Source organism: Enterovibrio baiacu, from assembly GCF_004120195.1.
Classification (GTDB): Bacteria; Pseudomonadota; Gammaproteobacteria; order Enterobacterales; family Vibrionaceae; genus Enterovibrio; species Enterovibrio baiacui.
The window spans coordinates 92163-109993 of the sequence record NZ_SCHN01000005.1; the positions used below are offsets into that span (position 1 = coordinate 92163).

Annotated in this window: 18 protein-coding genes; 4 read left to right on the top strand and 14 right to left on the bottom strand. The window is 47.4% G+C overall.

Translation table 11 applies throughout. The features are described 5' to 3' along the window. Positions 1–39: 39 nt before the first annotated feature. The 3 genes from EQP46_RS00710 to EQP46_RS00720 all read right to left on the bottom strand — a co-directional run bounded on the left by EQP46_RS00710 (position 40) and on the right by EQP46_RS00720 (position 1718). Positions 40–501, bottom strand: coding sequence for an RES family NAD+ phosphorylase (locus EQP46_RS00710; protein WP_129491815.1), 462 nt, complete (start codon positions 499–501; stop codon positions 40–42). Then, complete coding sequence (parS, locus tag EQP46_RS00715; RefSeq protein WP_129491816.1) at positions 501–923, bottom strand: type II RES/Xre toxin-antitoxin system antitoxin; 423 nt, start codon at positions 921–923, stop codon at positions 501–503. Before parS ends, EQP46_RS00710 begins: the two co-directional genes overlap by 1 nt. 252 nt (positions 924–1175) lie before the next feature. Further along, on the bottom strand, positions 1176–1718 hold the full coding sequence (locus tag EQP46_RS00720) for a hypothetical protein (RefSeq protein ID WP_240671576.1): 543 nt from the start codon (positions 1716–1718) through the stop codon (positions 1176–1178). 659 nt (positions 1719–2377) lie between these two features. On the opposite strand from EQP46_RS00720, the gene EQP46_RS00725 reads away from it, so the two are divergent. Then, the gene (locus EQP46_RS00725) at positions 2378–3886 is read left to right on the top strand and encodes an alanine/glycine:cation symporter family protein (protein WP_129491818.1); all 1509 of its coding nucleotides are present in this window, start codon (positions 2378–2380) and stop codon (positions 3884–3886) included. Positions 3887–4012: 126 nt separating this feature from the next. Here EQP46_RS00725 and yciH read toward each other — a convergent pair whose 3' ends face one another. The 3 genes from yciH to EQP46_RS00740 all read right to left on the bottom strand — a co-directional run bounded on the left by yciH (position 4013) and on the right by EQP46_RS00740 (position 5311). After that, complete coding sequence (yciH, locus tag EQP46_RS00730) at positions 4013–4339, bottom strand: stress response translation initiation inhibitor YciH (protein ID WP_129492166.1); 327 nt, start codon at positions 4337–4339, stop codon at positions 4013–4015. A gap of 140 nt (positions 4340–4479) precedes the next feature. Then, positions 4480–4818, bottom strand: coding sequence for a DUF3319 domain-containing protein (locus EQP46_RS00735; protein WP_129491819.1), 339 nt, complete (start codon positions 4816–4818; stop codon positions 4480–4482). Between the two features lie 139 nt (positions 4819–4957). Beyond that, positions 4958–5311 (bottom strand): DUF3319 domain-containing protein, encoded by a 354-nt coding sequence (locus EQP46_RS00740; protein WP_129491820.1) that lies wholly within the window; start codon positions 5309–5311, stop codon positions 4958–4960. Positions 5312–5529: 218 nt separating this feature from the next. Between EQP46_RS00740 and EQP46_RS00745 the strand changes: the two genes are divergently transcribed. Beyond that, a complete protein-coding gene (locus EQP46_RS00745) occupies positions 5530–6492 on the top strand; it encodes a tyrosine-type recombinase/integrase (protein WP_129491821.1) in 963 nt (320 codons plus the stop codon). Here EQP46_RS00745 and EQP46_RS00750 read toward each other — a convergent pair. Then, positions 6489–7490 (bottom strand): D-alanine--D-alanine ligase, encoded by a 1002-nt coding sequence (locus EQP46_RS00750; protein ID WP_129491822.1) that lies wholly within the window; start codon positions 7488–7490, stop codon positions 6489–6491. The two genes, EQP46_RS00745 and EQP46_RS00750, sit on opposite strands and share 4 nt — an antisense overlap. A 289-nt stretch (positions 7491–7779) precedes the next feature. Continuing rightward, positions 7780–8379 carry an SPOR domain-containing protein gene (locus EQP46_RS24375; protein WP_240671580.1) on the bottom strand — a complete coding sequence of 200 codons (600 nt, stop codon included), beginning with the start codon at positions 8377–8379 and terminating at the stop codon, positions 7780–7782. Between the two features lie 257 nt (positions 8380–8636). On the opposite strand from EQP46_RS24375, the gene EQP46_RS00765 reads away from it, so the two are divergent. Continuing rightward, complete coding sequence (locus tag EQP46_RS00765; RefSeq protein ID WP_129491824.1) at positions 8637–11321, top strand: bifunctional acetate--CoA ligase family protein/GNAT family N-acetyltransferase; 2685 nt, start codon at positions 8637–8639, stop codon at positions 11319–11321. Between the two features lie 103 nt (positions 11322–11424). On the opposite strand, the gene EQP46_RS00770 is transcribed toward EQP46_RS00765, so the two are convergent. Both EQP46_RS00770 and EQP46_RS00775 read right to left on the bottom strand, forming a co-directional pair. Then, positions 11425–11721, bottom strand: coding sequence for a Dabb family protein (locus EQP46_RS00770; protein ID WP_017011081.1), 297 nt, complete (start codon positions 11719–11721; stop codon positions 11425–11427). A gap of 88 nt (positions 11722–11809) precedes the next feature. Beyond that, positions 11810–12706, bottom strand: coding sequence for a LysR family transcriptional regulator (locus EQP46_RS00775; RefSeq protein WP_129491825.1), 897 nt, complete (start codon positions 12704–12706; stop codon positions 11810–11812). A gap of 312 nt (positions 12707–13018) precedes the next feature. Here EQP46_RS00775 and EQP46_RS00780 point away from each other — a divergent pair, with 312 nt between their 5' ends. After that, positions 13019–14647: a DUF2813 domain-containing protein gene (locus EQP46_RS00780; protein ID WP_129491826.1), complete on the top strand. Its 1629-nt coding sequence runs from the start codon at positions 13019–13021 to the stop codon at positions 14645–14647. A gap of 137 nt (positions 14648–14784) precedes the next feature. Here the strand turns inward: EQP46_RS00780 and EQP46_RS00785 are convergent, their stop codons facing one another. The 4 genes from EQP46_RS00785 to EQP46_RS00800 all read right to left on the bottom strand — a co-directional run bounded on the left by EQP46_RS00785 (position 14785) and on the right by EQP46_RS00800 (position 17830). Next, positions 14785–15306, bottom strand: a complete 522-nt coding sequence (locus tag EQP46_RS00785) for a DUF3833 domain-containing protein (RefSeq protein ID WP_129491827.1) — start codon at positions 15304–15306, stop codon at positions 14785–14787. A 2-nt stretch (positions 15307–15308) separates the two neighbouring features. Beyond that, positions 15309–15971: a chalcone isomerase family protein gene (locus tag EQP46_RS00790; protein ID WP_129491828.1), complete on the bottom strand. Its 663-nt coding sequence runs from the start codon at positions 15969–15971 to the stop codon at positions 15309–15311. A gap of 29 nt (positions 15972–16000) precedes the next feature. After that, entirely contained in the window at positions 16001–16522 is a 522-nt protein-coding gene (locus tag EQP46_RS00795) for a DUF2878 domain-containing protein (RefSeq protein WP_129491829.1), read from the bottom strand. Between the two features lie 69 nt (positions 16523–16591). Beyond that, on the bottom strand, positions 16592–17830 hold the full coding sequence (locus EQP46_RS00800) for an SAM-dependent methyltransferase (protein WP_129491830.1): 1239 nt from the start codon (positions 17828–17830) through the stop codon (positions 16592–16594). Between the last annotated feature and the right edge of the window lies 1 nt (position 17831).

The window sequence follows — 17831 nt, forward strand, 5'->3', positions numbered from 1 at the left end:
CGCGTTTGGGAATGTTTGAGTGTAAAGCCTTTGCTTGCCTTATCGCATCATGCGCTTTAGGCGGCTATCGTAATAAAAATCACGTTCATCAATGATTTTAATGGCACGGCTTTCTGGGTGCATAGGGTTAATCAGGAAGTTGTATTCGCTGGCAATAATGGCGGAAGGAAGCTGGATCACGGGCGTGCTCATGCTTTGTAGCCACTCTGTACCATAACGTCGTGACACATCCGCATCTGGCACGGCATCCCACCCTTCTGGCAGTTCTTTTTCGCTCACGCGAATCATGGCAATGTCATCAGGAATATAGATGGTCATCATCACCAATTGCGGCATTTGCACTGGGCTTTCATGCACGAAACGTTCGAGTGCTGACAATGAACGTGAGCCTGCGGTATACAGAATCGGCTGACCTTTCTGGTGCCAACGCCCTGAACCAAACATGCCGCCAGTTCCCGTTAAATCGGCATAGCGTTTTACGGAAAGGCGGAATACTTCCATTATGCGGTCATGCCATGCATGAGGCGGTTCAGGATGGTTTCGACATATTGAATGCCTGTGTTGGTATCTAAGTAATCAACGGCGGCTTTCCCACCGAACGCCACTTGCGGCGTTTTCAACCAATCCAACGCAACAGGCCGACTCCCGTAGTAATCGACGGCTAAATCAACCACACGGCGGATTGCCAAGGTTTTCTCAGATTGCGATGGCGTGAGTAAGTCAGAGTCACTTTTGCGCTGCAAACTGCGCGGGCTTAAACCGATCAAGCCAACCCACTCGCCGCTGCTCATGGCCATGTCTTTCATCACTTTGCGTGCATGCTTCACTGACAAGCCGTGTCGAATAATGTCCAACTCTGTGTCTTGGTTGATCACTTGCCCTTTCTTTACAAGGCCAAGCGATACTAGCTGTTCTGCATACATACACACCTCCAAATACCAATGGTTAAATTATGAGCGCCATTTGTCGCATTGTAAAGCGTCATTTGTCGCGTAGGCATATTCATGCGTACGCCACGCTTCGAAACCAACGCGAGGCAATATTGCAGATAGGCGCCGTCGTATAGAGATAAGAGGAGAAAAATGCAGACAGAGAAGAAAGTAGAAAAATAGATAAAGAAGGCAACAAGAGAATCTGAGAGGCGAAGACGTTACAAGGCGTAGCGCTAACAAACCCTACGGTGCATCAAACACTGGCAATGACGATGCGCTCGCGCGAGTATGTTGATCATGCATGTCGACATAACACAGCGTGACTTGGTACTGGTTCGTCATATCAGAATGATATCGCAGCGTCGTGTGCATCTGCTCGATCTGTTCTCTTAACTGGTGGTGAGGCTCGCAGTCATTATCGCCAAAACGGTAGAGTTCGCTATGTGGCTGATGGTTAACGTTTTCTCTCACTATCTCAATCTTCATGGCTAACTGTTCACGGTCGAACAAATACGATTGCTTCTTCAAGTCCCTCGCTAAGCTTTCTTCCAAGCTTAAAAACTGAGTTGGAGTTAAAATCTGCGAACCACTATCGATGAGAGAACTTTGTACTTTTACCATCTCCAATGCGATGGGGGCGAGCACATAAAGGTAATCGATAAGGATTCTTTCTTCCGAGCATTGGCGTTTTTTAAGCAAGACAAAAGCGACGGAGAGAGTCAGGACAAGGCAAGAGACAACAAATAGATATCGTCCGGTTAACCCTTTTAGTGGAGTTTTTTTCATTCTCGCCATCACCAAACATTAGATTGTGAATATCTATTCCAATGTCTCGAATTTAAATTCATTACATTGCGAAATGTATACAAATGCCATTATATAAACAAAAGATATATCTTATACCCGCTAGTTTAAATATGGACCATGTTGCATGACTCATTTGTGAGAATGTCGTTATATATATATCACTAATACTTTTCTAGTTATGGTGCTATTTTCTTATTAAATTACATTTGCTTTATATTTAAGACAGGAATCACTAAAGAGAAAGTGTCATTAAACCCTTAAGCAATAGGGTTTTTATTGGTGCAACTAAGTACAATTTTACATTTTCACAACATCCCTTGCAGGCCTCGTATATAAAGGCTTTTAAGCACTCAAAGTAAATTCAAACACTCGACTGCACTATTTACTGTGCAAGGCATGCACACATATAAAGCCATTCCCAATGTTTACTGATATATATATTTACAGATTGATATTCGAGAAAAGTGTGAGCCTTATATCTACTTATAAAAAATGAAGAATCTGCACATCGAAAAATATTGCAAATATGTTTATAAATGGAATAATCCGCAACGTAACAAATGTTAACATTCCTGTTACATGGTTACGGTTCGGTAGGAAATACATATAAAGCAAAAAAACTGAAAAGGACTCGGTAAATGAAGCGTTTAATGACGATGCTTGGCCTTTCGTTATTTGCGAGCTCTGCAACTGCAGGGATCGATGAGCAAATTAATGAAATTGTTGCCCCAATAGTAAACCCATTCGTGGGTATGATTTTCTCAACCATTCCCCTTCCCTTCACAGATACGCAAGCGCCATGGATTGTGCTTTGGCTCGTAGTCGCAGCTGTCATCTTCACTCTCTACCTCGGTTTCATCAACGTTCGTGGTTTCACTCACGCTATCCGCCTTGTTAAAGGTGACTACACAGACCCTAAAGAGCCAGGTGAAGTATCACACTTCCAAGCACTTGCTACGGCACTGTCTGGTACTGTTGGTCTTGGTAACATCGCAGGTGTTGCAGTCGCAATCTCCATCGGTGGTGCAGGTGCAACCTTCTGGATGATCCTTGCAGGTCTTCTAGGTATGTCTACGAAGTTCGTAGAGTGTGCTCTAGGTGTTAAATACCGTAACACGAACCCAGACGGTTCAGTGTCAGGTGGTCCAATGTACTACCTGAGCAAAGGTCTGGCTAACCGTGGTAACCCAGCACTCGGCCGTACTCTAGCCGTTTTGTTCTCAGTTTGTGCAGTAGGCGGTGCACTGGGTGGCGGTAACATGTTCCAGGCTAACCAAGCGTTTAAGCAAGTGGTTGGTGTAACTGGCGGCGACATGTCTTTCTTCGCAGATAAAGGCTGGTTGTTCGGTCTTATCATGGCTGTCATCGTAGGTGTAGTAATCATCGGCGGTATCAAGTCGATCGCGAAAGTAACCGAGAAAGTTGTACCACTAATGGCTGTTGTCTACGTGGGTGCTGCTATGATCATCATCCTTCTGAACCTAGGTTCTGTTGGTGATGCGTTTGCAGCTATCTTCAATGGTGCGTTTACTGGCGAAGGTGTTGCCGGTGGTATCATTGGTGCGATGATTCAAGGTTTCAAACGTGCAGCGTTCTCGAACGAAGCGGGTGTTGGTTCGGCGGCAATTGCTCACGCAGCAGTAAAAACCAAAGAACACATGTCAGAAGGTTTCGTATCTCTGCTTGAACCGTTCATCGATACCGTTGTTATCTGTACGATGACTGCCTTGGTTATCATCATCACCGGTCAATTGCACGATGGTCAAACACTGACAGGTGTTGAACTGACTTCTGCAGCATTCGGAAGCGCAATTTCTTGGTTCCCACTGATTCTTGCAATCGCTGTTGTTCTGTTTGCTTTCTCTACCATGATTTCTTGGTCTTACTACGGCCTGAAAGCATGGACTTACCTATTCGGTGAGAGCAAGCGCGCTGAGATGATTTTCAAAATCATGTTCTGCTGCTTCGTAGTGATCGGTGCATCTATGAACCTTGGTCCAGTTATCGACTTCTCTGATGCAATGATCTTTGCAATGGCATTGGTGAACATCATCGGTCTATACCGTCTTGTTCCAGAAATCAAAGTCGACATGCAAGACTACCTTGCACGTTTGGACAGCGGTGCAATCGCACGCTTTAAAGGTTAATTGCACCCCCTCTTGCAATGCATAACCTAAAACGAAAAAGAGATGCCAAATGGCATCTCTTTTTTTATGTCTGATTGTATTCGTTCAACCAAGCAAGCCGCCAAACGAAACCAACACGCTGTGCGCTTAACCGCCAGCTAGCTTAACGGTATGGCCTTTCTTCTCAAGGTACGCTTTGATTTGATCGCGCTTGTCACCTTGAATTTCAATCACGCCATCTTTCACTGCGCCGCCACAGCCGCACACTTTCTTCAATTCAGCCGCCACCAACTTCAGCTGCGTGTCGTCTAAGTCGAGGCCTGTTACTAAACACACACCTTTGCCCTTGCGGCCTTTGGTTTGGCGTTGAATGCGAACAATCCCGTCGCCTTTCTCACGCTGAGGTGCTTGCTTCTCTTCTTTAATTCGCCCAGTTTCCGTAGAAAAAACCAAGCGGCTGTTATCGTCGTTCATCATTCACTCTATGACGTGTCAATTTGGCATTATGGTATCAAATGTTTCCTGTCTGTATATACAGAAAACAAAAGGCATTCACTTTCGGGAATGCCTTTAAATCCAATCGCTTTGTTTACAAGTGCTGTAACGGCACTTGTTTAGCGAGAAAGCGAGTTTTGATCGATAAACTGCTTTAGCTTTGGCAGAGGCCCTTTTAACAGTTGACCACGGACGAGCATGTACCAAAGCCCAGGCTGCTTTTCATCACTCATGATTTGAAAGCCTTTGTAGCTTTCAGAAGAGCGCGATGCCGCCGTTTTAAAACCTTGGCGTTCAAACTCAGCAGGACGACGGAAAATACGCGTGTCGCACCACCAATCGATGCATTGTTTAACGCCTAGCAGACTGCCAGATACACTTTTTCCACCCACATTTGATGAGTAAATCTCATCACGGCTTTCGATGGTATGCCCACGATGCGTGAACCGCTTCTTCATGCTGACCTTTGTTAGATGTGTAATATTTTACTTATGGCAGGATTTTAATAAATTGCGGGTGTATTGACGATATCTATTGGAGTTTACCAATCAAATATTTGTCTAATTGGTTCACAATTAGACAAATATTTGCGAGCAGTTACGGCTTTGTAACGACATTTTTATCAATAAATTGCTTGAGTGCAGGCAACGAGCCTTTGAGGAGGTTGCCTTTGATGATCATGTACCATGCTTTGTCATCTTCTTCGGCATCATTCATGATTTGAATGCCTTTGTACTCTTCTTGTTTCTTGTTCTTCGCGTCCTCGAAATCTTGTTTATCAAAATCATTCGGCTCACGAAGGATATTGGTATCACACCACCAGTCTATTGACTGTTTAACACCAAGCAGTGAACCCAAAATGCGCTTCCCGCCCACACGAGCACTGTATTCTTCTGTTTTGTCATCAGCAAGTTCTACGTTGTAACCGCGATGGTAGAGACGCTTTTTCAAAAGACTCACCCTAAATCGTTAATTATGTGAAACATACGACACATTTATTGTTATTAGTCACAAATTAGACCAGTTTTTATTGCAATGCCAAATTTCCTGGTTGATGACGATTCTGTGGTGTTTTATCCATATGCGTTCGAATTAACAGGAATACGCTTTAAATCCCCCCTATCTGTGCTAATGTTGTTAGTAATACATAAGTTATAGTGCGTTATGACATGAAGAAGATACAAGCGCTTACCGAGCCCGATGACATCAAAGCAAGCATGACGACATTTCGTAAAAGCGATGTGTCGCTCGACACGTGGAAAGCGATCGCGAATGGTGCATACAGCCACAATTCCTTGTTGAGCTTTCAGAATGATTGGGAAACGTTTCTCGGCTTTTGTCGCGAGCACAACGTCTCACCCCTTCCCGCGGCTGTTACTGCCGTCAGGCGCTTCATCGAACGAGCGGCTAAGACGCGTAAAGCGGCGAGCATTAAGCGCTACATCATCACTATTTCAATGATTCACCGTGTTCATGCCTGCCCTGATCCCACCAAACACCGCGAAGTGAGATTTACCCTCAATAAGCTCTATCGCGAGAAAGCGGATGATGCAGGTCAAGCGACGGCATTCCATCTCGAACATCTCAATGCCCTGCACGAAAAACTCAGCGACAGCGATCGCTTAAAAGACATTCGTGACCTGTTGATTTGGACGCTGTGTTTCGAAGGCATGCTTAAACGCAGTGAGCTTTCCGCTTTGTCCTATGATGCGCCACAAAAGACGGACAGCGGCTTTGTGCTGAATGTCGGCGAGCATGTCATTGCGCTGAGTGAACAAGCAGGCGATTTGATAGAGCGCTGGTTATTGACCTCAGGCATCGTCGATGGCCCACTCTTACGCGGCATCAATAAGCACGAACAGCTTGGTGAAACGCCCATGGACCACTCTTCCATCTATCGTGTGTTTCGACGGGCGGCCAGTGAATTGGGAGAAGAGAATACGTTCACGTTTTCGGGCCAGTCGCCGCGCGTTGGGGCAAGCCAAGATTTGTCGCAAGCAGGATTGTCGATTAAGGAAATTCAGCAACAGGGAAGATGGAAAAGCCCCGCTATGCCAGCTCAATACGTGGGTAATAAGCAGGCAAGAGACGAGGCTATGGACAAGCTGAAACGAAAGATCGAACTGGATTAGTTCGCAGCAATTCCGCTTTTAATGCAGCTTTCTAAATAGTCGGCAAAAACATGGCCATTATGTTCTACCAGTTTAGGGAACATAGAGATTGGCGTCATACCAGGGAAGGTATTGATTTCATTCAATAGCACGTCACCTTCGTCCGTCAGGAAGAAATCGATACGCGACAAATCTTTCAGCTTCAAATGCACAAAGGCCCTTTCCGCATACTCACGCATCTTCGCAATGTTTTCTTCCGTTAAGTTATCCGGCGTTACCGTCGTCAAACTGTGGCTTGATGTGCTGTACTTTTCTTCATACGTGTAGAACGTATCTTCAGGTGCACAGATCTCGCCTGGGTTAGTCACGACCACGTCGCCATTAAAGTGATACGCCGCAATTTCAAGCTCACGCGGGCGCACAGATTTTTCAATGAGCACTTTGTGAGAGAAGGTGAACGCATCTTCAACAGCCTGTTTCACTGCCGCTTTGTCCGTGACTTTGTAACAACCGACAGATGACCCCTGACACGCAGCTTTCACAAAGATAGCGCCCCAAAGATCAAAGGCTTCTTCTGCTTTCGCCACACTTTCTTCGTTGTTGTCCGTTAAGAAAATGTACGGCGTGTTTGGAATACCAATCGCGTCAAACCACAGCTTTGATGTGATTTTATTGAAACAGACAATGCTTGCTGACGCATCACAGCCCATGAACGGTAATCCCGATAAGGTTAACAGCGATTGAATGTCGCCCGTTTCGCCTGGGAAGCCGTGAATGCAGGGAACAACATAATCAATCGCGACCGTTGTACCACCTACATTGACGGTTTTATCGAGGTTTAGACGGCAAGGTTGTCCATTTGCATCCTTCCATCCTTCGTCTTTCGTGATTTCGACGCGAATGACAGAGACGGAAGCAATTTTCGAGAGCTCTGATTCGAGATAATTCGCGGAAACCATGGAGACTTCATGCTCTGCGCTGCCACCGCCGCACAGTAGTAATACTTGAGTTGGGTTCATGACCTTACATACTCCGCCCTAAAACAGTTTAGGGATAACAAAAATTCTGCTGCACAATCCGGTGCATAACATGGAAGGTGAGCCGCCTATAGTAGACAAACCCCTGCCACCTTTCATCCAATCGAGATCAATTATCTTGTAAAATCTGTCCAATCGCTCAAAAACGCGCCGCATTGCATCATCAAAATCATTACACCGCTGAATAAATACAAAAAAGAGAGCATATGCTCTCTTTTTCTAGGTTCCTTCCGCCCCTAAACTCGCCGATACATCAGCCAGTTCGGTCTCTTTAATTCAGTCGCGTCATATCAGGCGTTGACGAATTTTTGATGGAAGAGATCGAACGAATAAAAGGCCCGTACTCTTTGATGTTTTTCGGCAGCGCATTCAAAGCAGATTTTGCCGCTTCTTTTGATGGGAACTCACCATAAAGCAGCGTATACCACGGCAAACCTTCAACCATTTTCTTGTTTGACCACACAGGTTTGTCAGACGGCAACTTATCCATGTACTCAGTGAAACCTTTGTTATGGCTTAGCGCGATAACCTGAATGGTGTATTTTTTCGATGACGTTGATGCTGGCTTTTCCATCATCGGTTTTTCAGCCTTCGCACTTTTTACCATAGGTTTTTCTTTCACGGGTGCAGCCATTGGCTTAGGTGTAGCAGTCGCGGCAACCTTAGGCGCAGGTTTTGGCATAGGCTCAACCTTTGCGGGCATCTTAGGTGCCGGTTTTACGGCTTCAGGTGCCACATTCGACGGCTCAGTAGAAGACAAAGGCATAACCTCTGCCCCTGAGCTTTGCGTCAGCAGCAACTGTGTTGTATTCGATCCACCAGCACAGCCGGCAAGCGCTAAGGTCAGCGCGACAGAAAAGATTTTCTTCATGAATATTCTACTTTTAGGACTCACTGTCTTTTATTCTGACCCTAGCATTGGATTCATTCAACCTTAACGACAGCAACACTCCCAAGTATCTGCCACGTATCACACATCCCTACAAATCGCGTGCGACCAATGATCCACTTTCTTGGTCAAATATCCCTTATTTCGCTGTGGATCACAGGCAGGTTATTGGAGACATGCAGCATTGAATAAACACGGTAATATACCTAAATAACTTGAAGATTCTTCAGGAGAGGGAAATGACCAACCTCGATGCGCTATTCAAACCCAAATCGATTGCTGTTATCGGCGCGTCTAACACTCTAGGCCGCGCAGGCAATATCATCATTAGAAATCTGCAATCCGGTGGCTTTCAAGGCCCTATCATGCCCGTTACACCCAAGTATCAGGCAGTGGCTGGCATCCTTGCGTATCCTACGATTGAAAAACTCCCACTTGTGCCCGATATGGCTGTGCTTTGTACCCACGCGAGCAGAAACAGTGAGCTGATCCGCCAGCTTGGCGAAAAAGGCGTCAAAGTCGCCATCATCCTTGCGGCTGGCATGAAGAAAACACTAAACGAAGACGGACAAACTGAATTTGATGTGATGCGCGATATCGCCTCACAATACGCCATGCGCGTGATTGGCCCCAACAGTTTGGGGATGATCCAACCTTGGATTAACCTCAATGCGTCGTTTTCCCCTATTCCAGCGAACCGCGGCAACATTGCGTTTGTTTCCCAATCCGCCGCGGTGTGTACCACGATCCTCGACTGGGCGAAAAACCGTCGTGTTGGGTTTTCTACTTTCATCTCGCTAGGTGAAGCCAGTGACATTGATTTCCCTGAATTACTTGATTACCTCAGCAGAGAAAGCAAAACCGATGCGATTTTGCTCTATATCGACAACATTCAAGATGCGAGACGATTTATTTCCGCCGCCCGAGCCGCATCGAGAAACCGTCGAGTTCTGGTGCTGAAAAGTGGGCGAACCCCCGAAGGTGCTGGCGCACTTCCTCATTTGTCTGAGTTCTCTCATGGCCTTGATGGCGCGTATGACGCCGCTATTCGCCGTTCAGGGATGCTCCGCGTAAGAACAACTCACGAGCTGTTCGCTGCAGTAGAAACCCTCTCACACTCTGTGCCGCTTCGAGGTGAACGTCTGGCCATCATTTCAAATGGCGGCGGCCCAGCCGTTATGGCAGTGGATACCTTGGTGGAAATGGGCGGAAAGCTCGCTGTGCTCAGTGACGAAACCATTGAGAAACTCAATCAGGTGCTCCCCGTGAGCTGGTCGCACGGCAACCCCATTGACATCGTGGGTGATGCTGACACCACACGTTACCAAAAGGCGACCGAGATACTGCTGGAAAGCGATGAAGCGGATGCGCTGCTGATCTTGCATTCTCCCTCCGTGACCGCACCAGGGTTAAGCACGGCGAAAGCCTTGATCGAAACCTTAAAGAACAACCCAAGGGCGAAACGCTTTAACATCTTGACCAACTGGCAAGGAGAAAGTGATGACGCCACCGTGGCAAGGCTTGCCTTTGCACATGGCGGATTCCCTGCCTATCGCACACCAGAAAGTGCGGTAACGGCTTTCATGCACTTGGTCGAATACCGCCGAAACCAAAAACAACTGATGGAAACACCCACATCCATCGGCCAAATTGATTACGACGTTGAAGGTGGCAATGCGCTGATTCAACAAGCACTGGAAAACCACCAGACCACATTAACCACTCATGAAGCGCGTCCTTTCTTAGAGAAATACGGCATCAATGTCATGGCGACATGGCTCGCAGCCGATCCCTCAGAAGCGGCGCAAATTACCGAACAAGTCGGTTATCCCGTTGCGGTGAAATTGCGCTCTCCCGACATTCCACATAAATCTGACGTGAATGGCGTCATGCTGGACCTGAACAACGCGACGGAAGTTGCCAATGCCGCTCAACTCATGTTGAACCGCGTTTCCTTGGCTTACCCAACCGCACGCATTCAAGGCTTACAGATCCAAAGCATGGCAAGTCGCGCCGGTGCGCAAGAGTTACGCGTTTGTGTTCGTCACGACCCTGTTTTTGGGCCTGTGATTTTGGTGGGTGAAGGGGGATCAGAATGGGATGTAAACCGCGATGCAGCCGTCGCTATCCCGCCGTTGAACATGGCGCTGGCCCGTTATTTGGTAATAGGCGCGGTTAAATCTGGGAAATTACGGCAGCGCAGTCACCCTTACAGCCTTGATGTGAATGCACTTTGTCATTTTCTAGTGACGTTGTCACAGATAATCATCGATTACCCTCAAATTGCAGGGCTGGATATTCACCCTCTGCTCGCGTCTGGAGATGAACTGCGCGTATTGGACGCGTCTATCAAGTTATCTCCCTACGAGGACGACATACATTCTCGCCTCGCGATTCGCCCTTACCCGAAAGAACTCGAACAACGCGTTACGCTGAGAGATGGCAGACCCGTGTTACTGCGCCCTATTCTTCCTGAAGATGAGCCTAACCATAAGACCTTCGTCGAGCATGTCTCCGTTGAGGATTTGTACAAACGCTTTTTCTCGGATGTGGGCGAGTTAAACCATGAAGCGTTAGCAAACCTCACACAGATTGATTATGACCGTGAAATGGCCTTTGTCGCCGTTTACAGAAACGAAGAGACGCAAGAAGACGACATTCTTGGCGTGGTGCGCGCGCTGTCGAATCCAGAGCACACAGATGCTGAATTTGCCGTGTTGGTACGCTCTGATCTTAAAGGTGTTGGCTTAGGGCGTATTCTGATGGAGAAAGTCATCGACTATGGCCGTGTCAGCGGATTAAAGCGGTTCAACGGTATGACAATGCCATCGAATGCTGGCATGATCGCCCTTGCTCAGAAAGTCGGTTTTAGTATCGATGTGCAGTTGCAAGATGGCATTGTGGAAATGGACATGATGTTGTAGCGCGGCGCATTTCATTCAATCAAAAAAGGCTGCTTAGCAGCCTTTTTTAATCAGGTATTCACTCGACTCAAGTTACAGTGTAACAACGTGTAGTTAGTTGATATTAAAGCGTATAATCAACCACGATCAAGTCTTCAATATGAGGGCCGAATACCACTTTAAGCGCATCATGTTCAGGGTCAACAAGGTAGCGCTGACGAGCATCTTCATCATTAAACGTCATGAAAATAATATGGGTATACCCTTTGTTTTTACCTTCAGGGCTGTCGTTTTCACCCCACTCTACGGACACAACCCCTTCCACACGCTCTGTCATTGATTCAAACTCTTCACGAATTTCTCCAAGATCAGCTTCATTCGTAGTTGGTTTGAAGGTTACCAGTAATATGTGTCGGATCATCTTGTTGCTCCATAAAGGTTTTAGCGAAACAACCGAACACAATGCTTAGCACGTGTTCGGCTGATTTATGATGGTGTTTCCAGCCTACTCATTCTTTTGGTAGAGGTTGAATCACTTTTAGTACTTTCGGCAATTCACGGATCATCCAGCTTTTCGCGTTCCCCATGCGGTTACGCTTCCATGCCATCACCCACTCCAAGCGATAGACCTCGCTCCCTTTGATGATTTTCAATTCACCGTTATCGAGCTCTTTTTGTATCCACCAATCTGGCATGGTGCCAATCCCCAACCCCTTTTGAATGGCATGATACTTTTCCGCCATCGAAGACACGGTTAATCGCGGCTGCTCATCCAAAATATTGAAGGTATAGGTTTTAGCATTGCGCGCGGTATCTGCGACCGAAATACTACGGTACTTACGTCGCGTGTCCGCATCATAAGGATTGGCTTCGTTATGAATGGGATGATCTGCGTGTGCCACCCAATGGCCTTCAGTGAACCCTAATGGGTGCACCTTCAAACTTTGAGGGTAGCTCGGTGCCGTTGGGCAAATCAGTATATCAGCACGATCTTCTTCTAATGCTTCCCAAGATCCTGCAAGAATTTCTTCCTGTAACCTTACACGCGTCGTCGCTTCTTGGCTTAGCTTATCGATAATTGGAAAAAATTGACGCGCAGAGAGCAAGCCATCGTAAGCGATGGTGATGTCTAACTCCCATCCATGCGCTAACGATTTCGCATCGGCGACAAGCTCATCAGCGGCATTGCTCAGCACGCGCCCCCGTTCTAGCAGAAGCCTACCCGCATCAGTAAATGAAGCCTTATGACCTGAACGGTCAAAAATCACCAAATCTAAATCTTGCTCGAGCTTTTGCACCTGATAACTCAGGGATGAAGGCGCACGGTTTAAGGAATCTGCGGCAGCGGCAAAACTTCCCTTTCGATCTATCGCGTCCAATACTTGCAGCGCTTCGAAAGATATCATTGTTGTTTCTCCCTCTTCTGGAACTCGCTTTTACTCAAACCTTCTTGATCCAATCTGGCTTCTTAGTGAGCCTCTCCGCATTGCTCGAGGTTCTATCAAAACGGTGCTAATTTTTTATCATTTGCTCCATAGCGAGTTGACCTGTCTTTTATCTATTTCTATTCACAGCAGTGCATAACGGCGTTAAACACTTATTTTAATCTGTCACAATTCACTGAAAAAAAACAACTTTCCAACAACAAATCATAAATTTCGTGATGTACACATCGCCATAAGCCTTCTATCTGTCTTACTCTTACAGGAGAGGTGCCTATGAAGTTAGATCGCATTGAAATAGCAGGGTTTCGCGGCATTCGTCGACTATCGCTAAGTCTTGATGAGCTTACCGTACTCATTGGAGAAAATGCTTGGGGCAAAAGTTCACTTTTAGATGCACTGACACTCTGCCTACCTTCCACAGGGGAAACCTATCCCTTCCAACGTTCCGATTTTCATATCGACCATACCTTAGGCAATGCCCAAACCAACCAAATTCTCATTGTCTTTCGATGGCTTGAAAGTTATTCGGGTGAACACAGGGCAAGGCGATACAGGAAGTTCTCTCAGGTATGGAATGGGAATACCGAGGGGCTGCGCCGCATTGATTTTCGTATCAATGCGGAATTTGATGATGGGAAGATCACCGTCAATCGTGATTTCCTGACGGAACGAGGCGATGTCGTTGATATCGACAACAACGAAGAACTCGCCCACCAGCTTGTGGTGCTTCACCCTATTATACGGATGCAAGATGCGCGGCGGTTACGCGATGCTGAGCTACTGCAAAATGGCAACAAAACACGCTTAGAGAAGCGGCTAGAGAATACCGTGCGCCGCTTGCAGCAAAAACCCGGTCACGTGAACAAAGGGGAAGTGCGAAGCGGGCTTAAAGCCATGCGCACTTTGCTCGACCATTATTTTGCATTTGACTCTCACAATCGCTCCCCCTGTGATGTTGAGCCGTCTCGCCACCTCAACATGCGAACCAACTACATTCACCCGTTAGAACATGTGGCAAAAAATACCTCGAACCAAAGTCGGCTGTTGCTAATGGGTTTACTTAGCGCGTTTGTACGCGCACGTGGACCTAAGCAACTTAAAGCGAATGCGCGCCCGATTGTTATATTCGAAGACCCCGAAAGCCGTTTGCACCCAACATTGCTCAACCAAGCATGGCGTTTGATTCGATTGATGCCGATGCAAAAGATATTAACCACCAACAGTGGCGATCTCCTCTCTGCAGCCCCATTGGCAAGCATTCGACGGTTAGAACGCGGGTCTACGCACACAGTGTCGCATCAGGTGTCACCGGATGCGCTGTCGAAAGATCAAGAGAGGCGAGTGTCATTCCACGTTCGTATTCATCGCCCGAGCGCACTCTTTGCGCGATGTTGGCTACTGGTGGAAGGCGAAACGGAAATCTGGTTGTTCAACGAATTAGCGCGGTTACAAGGCTACGACTTGGCTGCTGAAGGTGTTCAGCTGATTGAGTTTGCGCAAAGTGGCTTAAAACCGCTGATTAAGCTGGCAATCGAGCTTGGTATTGAATGGCACCTTATTGCGGATGGCGACATGGCAGGGCAAAAATACGCGTACTCCGCACGCAATATGCTCAATGGCGATCAGGAGAATCATCGATTAACGGTGTTACCAGACAGAGATATAGAGCATTACCTCTATCACAATGGCTACGAGCCGCTATTCAGGAAAATGGCGCATTTGGAAGGGCAAACAAAGCTTTCTCCCAAAAAGATCATTGATAAAGCGTTGAAGAAGTATGCGAAGCCAGACGCAGCGTTGGCCATCATTGAATACACAGAGCAACATCACGATGAAAACATACCGCTATTACTGCGCTGGACGCTTCAACGCGTTATTGGCATGGCAAGAGGTGCTGGGTAAACGTGGGTAAACGCGTGATATGAATGAGTGAGTGAAAGATAAGTGAGGAAGAAAAAGGGGTCTTCACCCCTTAGCATCGGTTACGGTGCCATATGTTGCCCATTTGGGAAATCAGATGTCTAGGGCAACAAGGTTAGTCACTGCTTTTCAAAGAAAATGGTAATGCGCCCTACTTCAATGCCAAATTTCTTCATTGAGGTGAGGTTGAACACGCGCTTGTCGTCTTGTCGGTATAACCAATCATCAAGCGTTAGTACATAGTTGCTTTCGCCAACGTCAACGCTCAAATCATACGCCCAATTCAGTGCGTTTCCTTCTTCACGTCCAGTGGCAATACCGACAACATCACCCGCTGTGCCTTGGTATGAACCGTCTTCATTTTGCGTGATCGTCCAAACGCGCTTTTGCTTTTCACCGTCAGCGAAATCAAAGTCTTCATCTAACGTGAGTTGATTGCCTTCCACCGTGCCTCGAATGATCACTTCAAAGCGACGGGTTTCCATGCCTGAGTAGTCTTGAACCATTCCCCAAGCTTTTACTTCGCCGTCAAAATACTCAAACAGATTGAACGCTGGTGACGTGGTTTTGTAGTCATCGATGGAACTGGAGCATCCCACCAACCCGAAAAAGATGGCGCTTAAAAGTGTTATTATTCTCATGTTTATTTCCTGTTTGACGCGTCGCCGCCAATCAGCGCGAGCCTGAGTGTTGGGTAGGCGGTATCCGGGGAAAGCCATATGTTGGCGAATGCCTCGGCGAGGACTGCTTCACGCAATGAGCCTGTCGGTTTCGCCGCTTCATTCAATGCTTGATAAAAGAACTGGCCCGTTTGATTCGAAAGCACATAAATCAAACGATCCCCTTCTTTCACGTTCGGCCACACGCCCTTCATGCTGGGCAGCCAGCTATCAATCTGTTTTTTGCTGTATCCGAGGTGTTCCCACTGCTCGACCGTCGCATCAAGCAAGTCTTCAGCATCAATATCACGGCTATAAGTGATCACCAACGCCAGTGGCTCGCTGCTCTCTGATACGTATTTGCCGTTAGGGGTACGCAGTTCGCTGTCGTAGATCTTCCAAAAGCCCCACGTTAGCGTGGCATTGCCCACAGGCTTCCACCACACCCACGAATCGCTTTTCGAGCTTGTTGTTGAAGATTGTTCCTCAGTCGCTTTTGGCACCGCGTCTGTTGGCTTCACGTCTGCAAAAGACGCCGATGAGGCTGTTAGCGCCGCCATGAACAAGCACAGCGCAGAGAAAGCCTTTGGGCGTGACCAAGGCTTACTCAACCTTTGTTTGTTCATCATCGCAGTGGTTAACGTCATCAGTGTGCAATCCTTATTCTTCGCAGGCACTATTTCTTCAGCGACATCGCTGCATCGTTATCAATAGCCGGCTTAGTTTTTCTCGTTAGCACCCTGAGCATAGAGAGGAATAACAGCGTGTACATCAGCCACATCCCAAACAGAATCAGCGCCGTCTTCTCGATAGGATCCCCGAACGTGACTGCACCTAAGCGCTCGCCGCCGAGGTAACTGAGCATTCCCCCTACGCTGCCTGCAACGAGTAATATCCACGTCTTTTGCGACAACAACCAATCGCGAAGTAACCAGAGGTAGGAAGCAAAACCAGCCCACATTAGGCAAAGCCAAAGCGGCAAATGCGGATGCGGGAATTGCAGAATGCCCAAATGCGAAAGCACGCTATCTCCGACAATCCCAATTACCGCAAACAGTGGCATTGCCCAGTATAAGGCGCGATCCAACAGCAGCGCCCCGATAAGCAACAGCACCAACACTGGGATCCAATCACTACGTCCAACGACAGCGGCAAACCAAAACACATTGAACGCTAACGAAAGTAAAATGACGCGCATACGTTCCCCTTTCTCGGCCATGCCGTTGTTTCAGAACGCATCATTCACACTAGGGTGAATGACACACAATTACTCTCTCCAGCCCGGACGGCTCATGACCAGTTGCACCGTACTGATCGTGCGCTCGCGGAAGCCACCTTCGCAGTAGCAGAAGTAGTAGCGCCACAAGCGAATAAAGCGCTCGTCATAGCCCAGAGCCATCAATTCTGATTGGCTTTCGTTAAAGCGTTGATGCCAGTCTTCAAGGGTTTTTGCGTAATCTAACCCGATGTCTTTCAAGTCGCGCACCACCAAGTCACTGTGGCGTGTGAAGTGAGAGAGCAGCACGTTGACGGACGGCAGGAAGCCCCCTGGGAAGATGTGTTTCTGAATGAAGTCCACGTTATTGCTGTAGTAGTCATAACGTTGGTCGGCGATGGTGATGGCTTGGATTGCCATCAAGCCGTCATGCTTGAGCAGCGATTGGCATTTCTGGATATAGGTTGTCAGGTACTGTTTACCGACCGCCTCGATCATTTCGATGGATACCAACTTGTCGTATTCACCCGTAAGATCACGGTAATCTTCTTTGAGCAAGGTGATCTTGTCTTCCAAGCCTTCTTGTTCAACGCGGCTTTTCGCCCATTCAAACTGCTCATTGGAAATCGTTGTGGTGGTCACACGGCATCCGTAGTGTTTCGCCGCATGAATCGCCATCGCGCCCCAACCTGTACCAATTTCGATCAAGTGGTCAGTGGGTTTCAATTCAAGCTGGCGGCACAAACGATCCATCTTTTGAAATTGCGCTTGCTCTAACGAATCGGATTCCGCTTCGTAAATACCACTCGAATACAACATTTCTTGGTCTAGGAATTGCTCATAAAGCGCATTGCCCAGGTCATAATGTGCGGAAATGTTGTTTCGTGAATTCTCTTTGGTATTGCGGTTCTTCCAATGCGCAATCTTGGTCACGATGTCAGCGAGCCACCCGACCTTGCTTTCCAAGCGATCAAGCGCAGGCATGTTTCGACAACACACACGAATCACATTGGTAAGATCTGGGGAATCCCACCAGCCATCGACATAGGCTTCTGCTGCACCAATGCTGCCGCCGGTGAGAAGTCTTTGATAAAAGCCTGGGTGCTTAATGATGATTTCTGCATGCAACTCGGCAGAGGGATCACCCAATTGGTGTGTTTGTCCATCATGATCAACAAGCGTGAGACCCGCGTCTTCGATGTATCCGAACGTTTTCAACAGCACATTTCTTGCGAAAGTGTCTTTCTTGGTCACCGCGCAGGATGTGGTTTCGATTTGGCTTGAATACATA

Coding starts and splice junctions, on each gene's coding strand:
- EQP46_RS24375 (WP_240671580.1), bottom strand. CDS start 8,379: ATGAAGAAAATCTTTTCTGTCGCGCTGACCTTAGCGCTTGCCGGCTGT.
- EQP46_RS00720 (WP_240671576.1), bottom strand. CDS start 1,718: ATGAAAAAAACTCCACTAAAAGGGTTAACCGGACGATATCTATTTGTT.
- EQP46_RS00770 (WP_017011081.1), bottom strand. CDS start 11,721: ATGATCCGACACATATTACTGGTAACCTTCAAACCAACTACGAATGAA.
- EQP46_RS00725 (WP_129491818.1), top strand. CDS start 2,378: ATGAAGCGTTTAATGACGATGCTTGGCCTTTCGTTATTTGCGAGCTCT.
- EQP46_RS00780 (WP_129491826.1), top strand. CDS start 13,019: ATGAAGTTAGATCGCATTGAAATAGCAGGGTTTCGCGGCATTCGTCGA.
- EQP46_RS00765 (WP_129491824.1), top strand. CDS start 8,637: ATGACCAACCTCGATGCGCTATTCAAACCCAAATCGATTGCTGTTATC.
- EQP46_RS00775 (WP_129491825.1), bottom strand. CDS start 12,706: ATGATATCTTTCGAAGCGCTGCAAGTATTGGACGCGATAGATCGAAAG.
- EQP46_RS00795 (WP_129491829.1), bottom strand. CDS start 16,522: ATGCGCGTCATTTTACTTTCGTTAGCGTTCAATGTGTTTTGGTTTGCC.
- EQP46_RS00750 (WP_129491822.1), bottom strand. CDS start 7,490: ATGAACCCAACTCAAGTATTACTACTGTGCGGCGGTGGCAGCGCAGAG.
- yciH (WP_129492166.1), bottom strand. CDS start 4,339: ATGAACGACGATAACAGCCGCTTGGTTTTTTCTACGGAAACTGGGCGA.
- EQP46_RS00790 (WP_129491828.1), bottom strand. CDS start 15,971: ATGACGTTAACCACTGCGATGATGAACAAACAAAGGTTGAGTAAGCCT.
- EQP46_RS00800 (WP_129491830.1), bottom strand. CDS start 17,830: ATGTATTCAAGCCAAATCGAAACCACATCCTGCGCGGTGACCAAGAAA.
- EQP46_RS00785 (WP_129491827.1), bottom strand. CDS start 15,306: ATGAGAATAATAACACTTTTAAGCGCCATCTTTTTCGGGTTGGTGGGA.
- EQP46_RS00735 (WP_129491819.1), bottom strand. CDS start 4,818: ATGAAGAAGCGGTTCACGCATCGTGGGCATACCATCGAAAGCCGTGAT.
- parS (WP_129491816.1), bottom strand. CDS start 923: ATGTATGCAGAACAGCTAGTATCGCTTGGCCTTGTAAAGAAAGGGCAA.
- EQP46_RS00745 (WP_129491821.1), top strand. CDS start 5,530: ATGAAGAAGATACAAGCGCTTACCGAGCCCGATGACATCAAAGCAAGC.
- EQP46_RS00710 (WP_129491815.1), bottom strand. CDS start 501: ATGGAAGTATTCCGCCTTTCCGTAAAACGCTATGCCGATTTAACGGGA.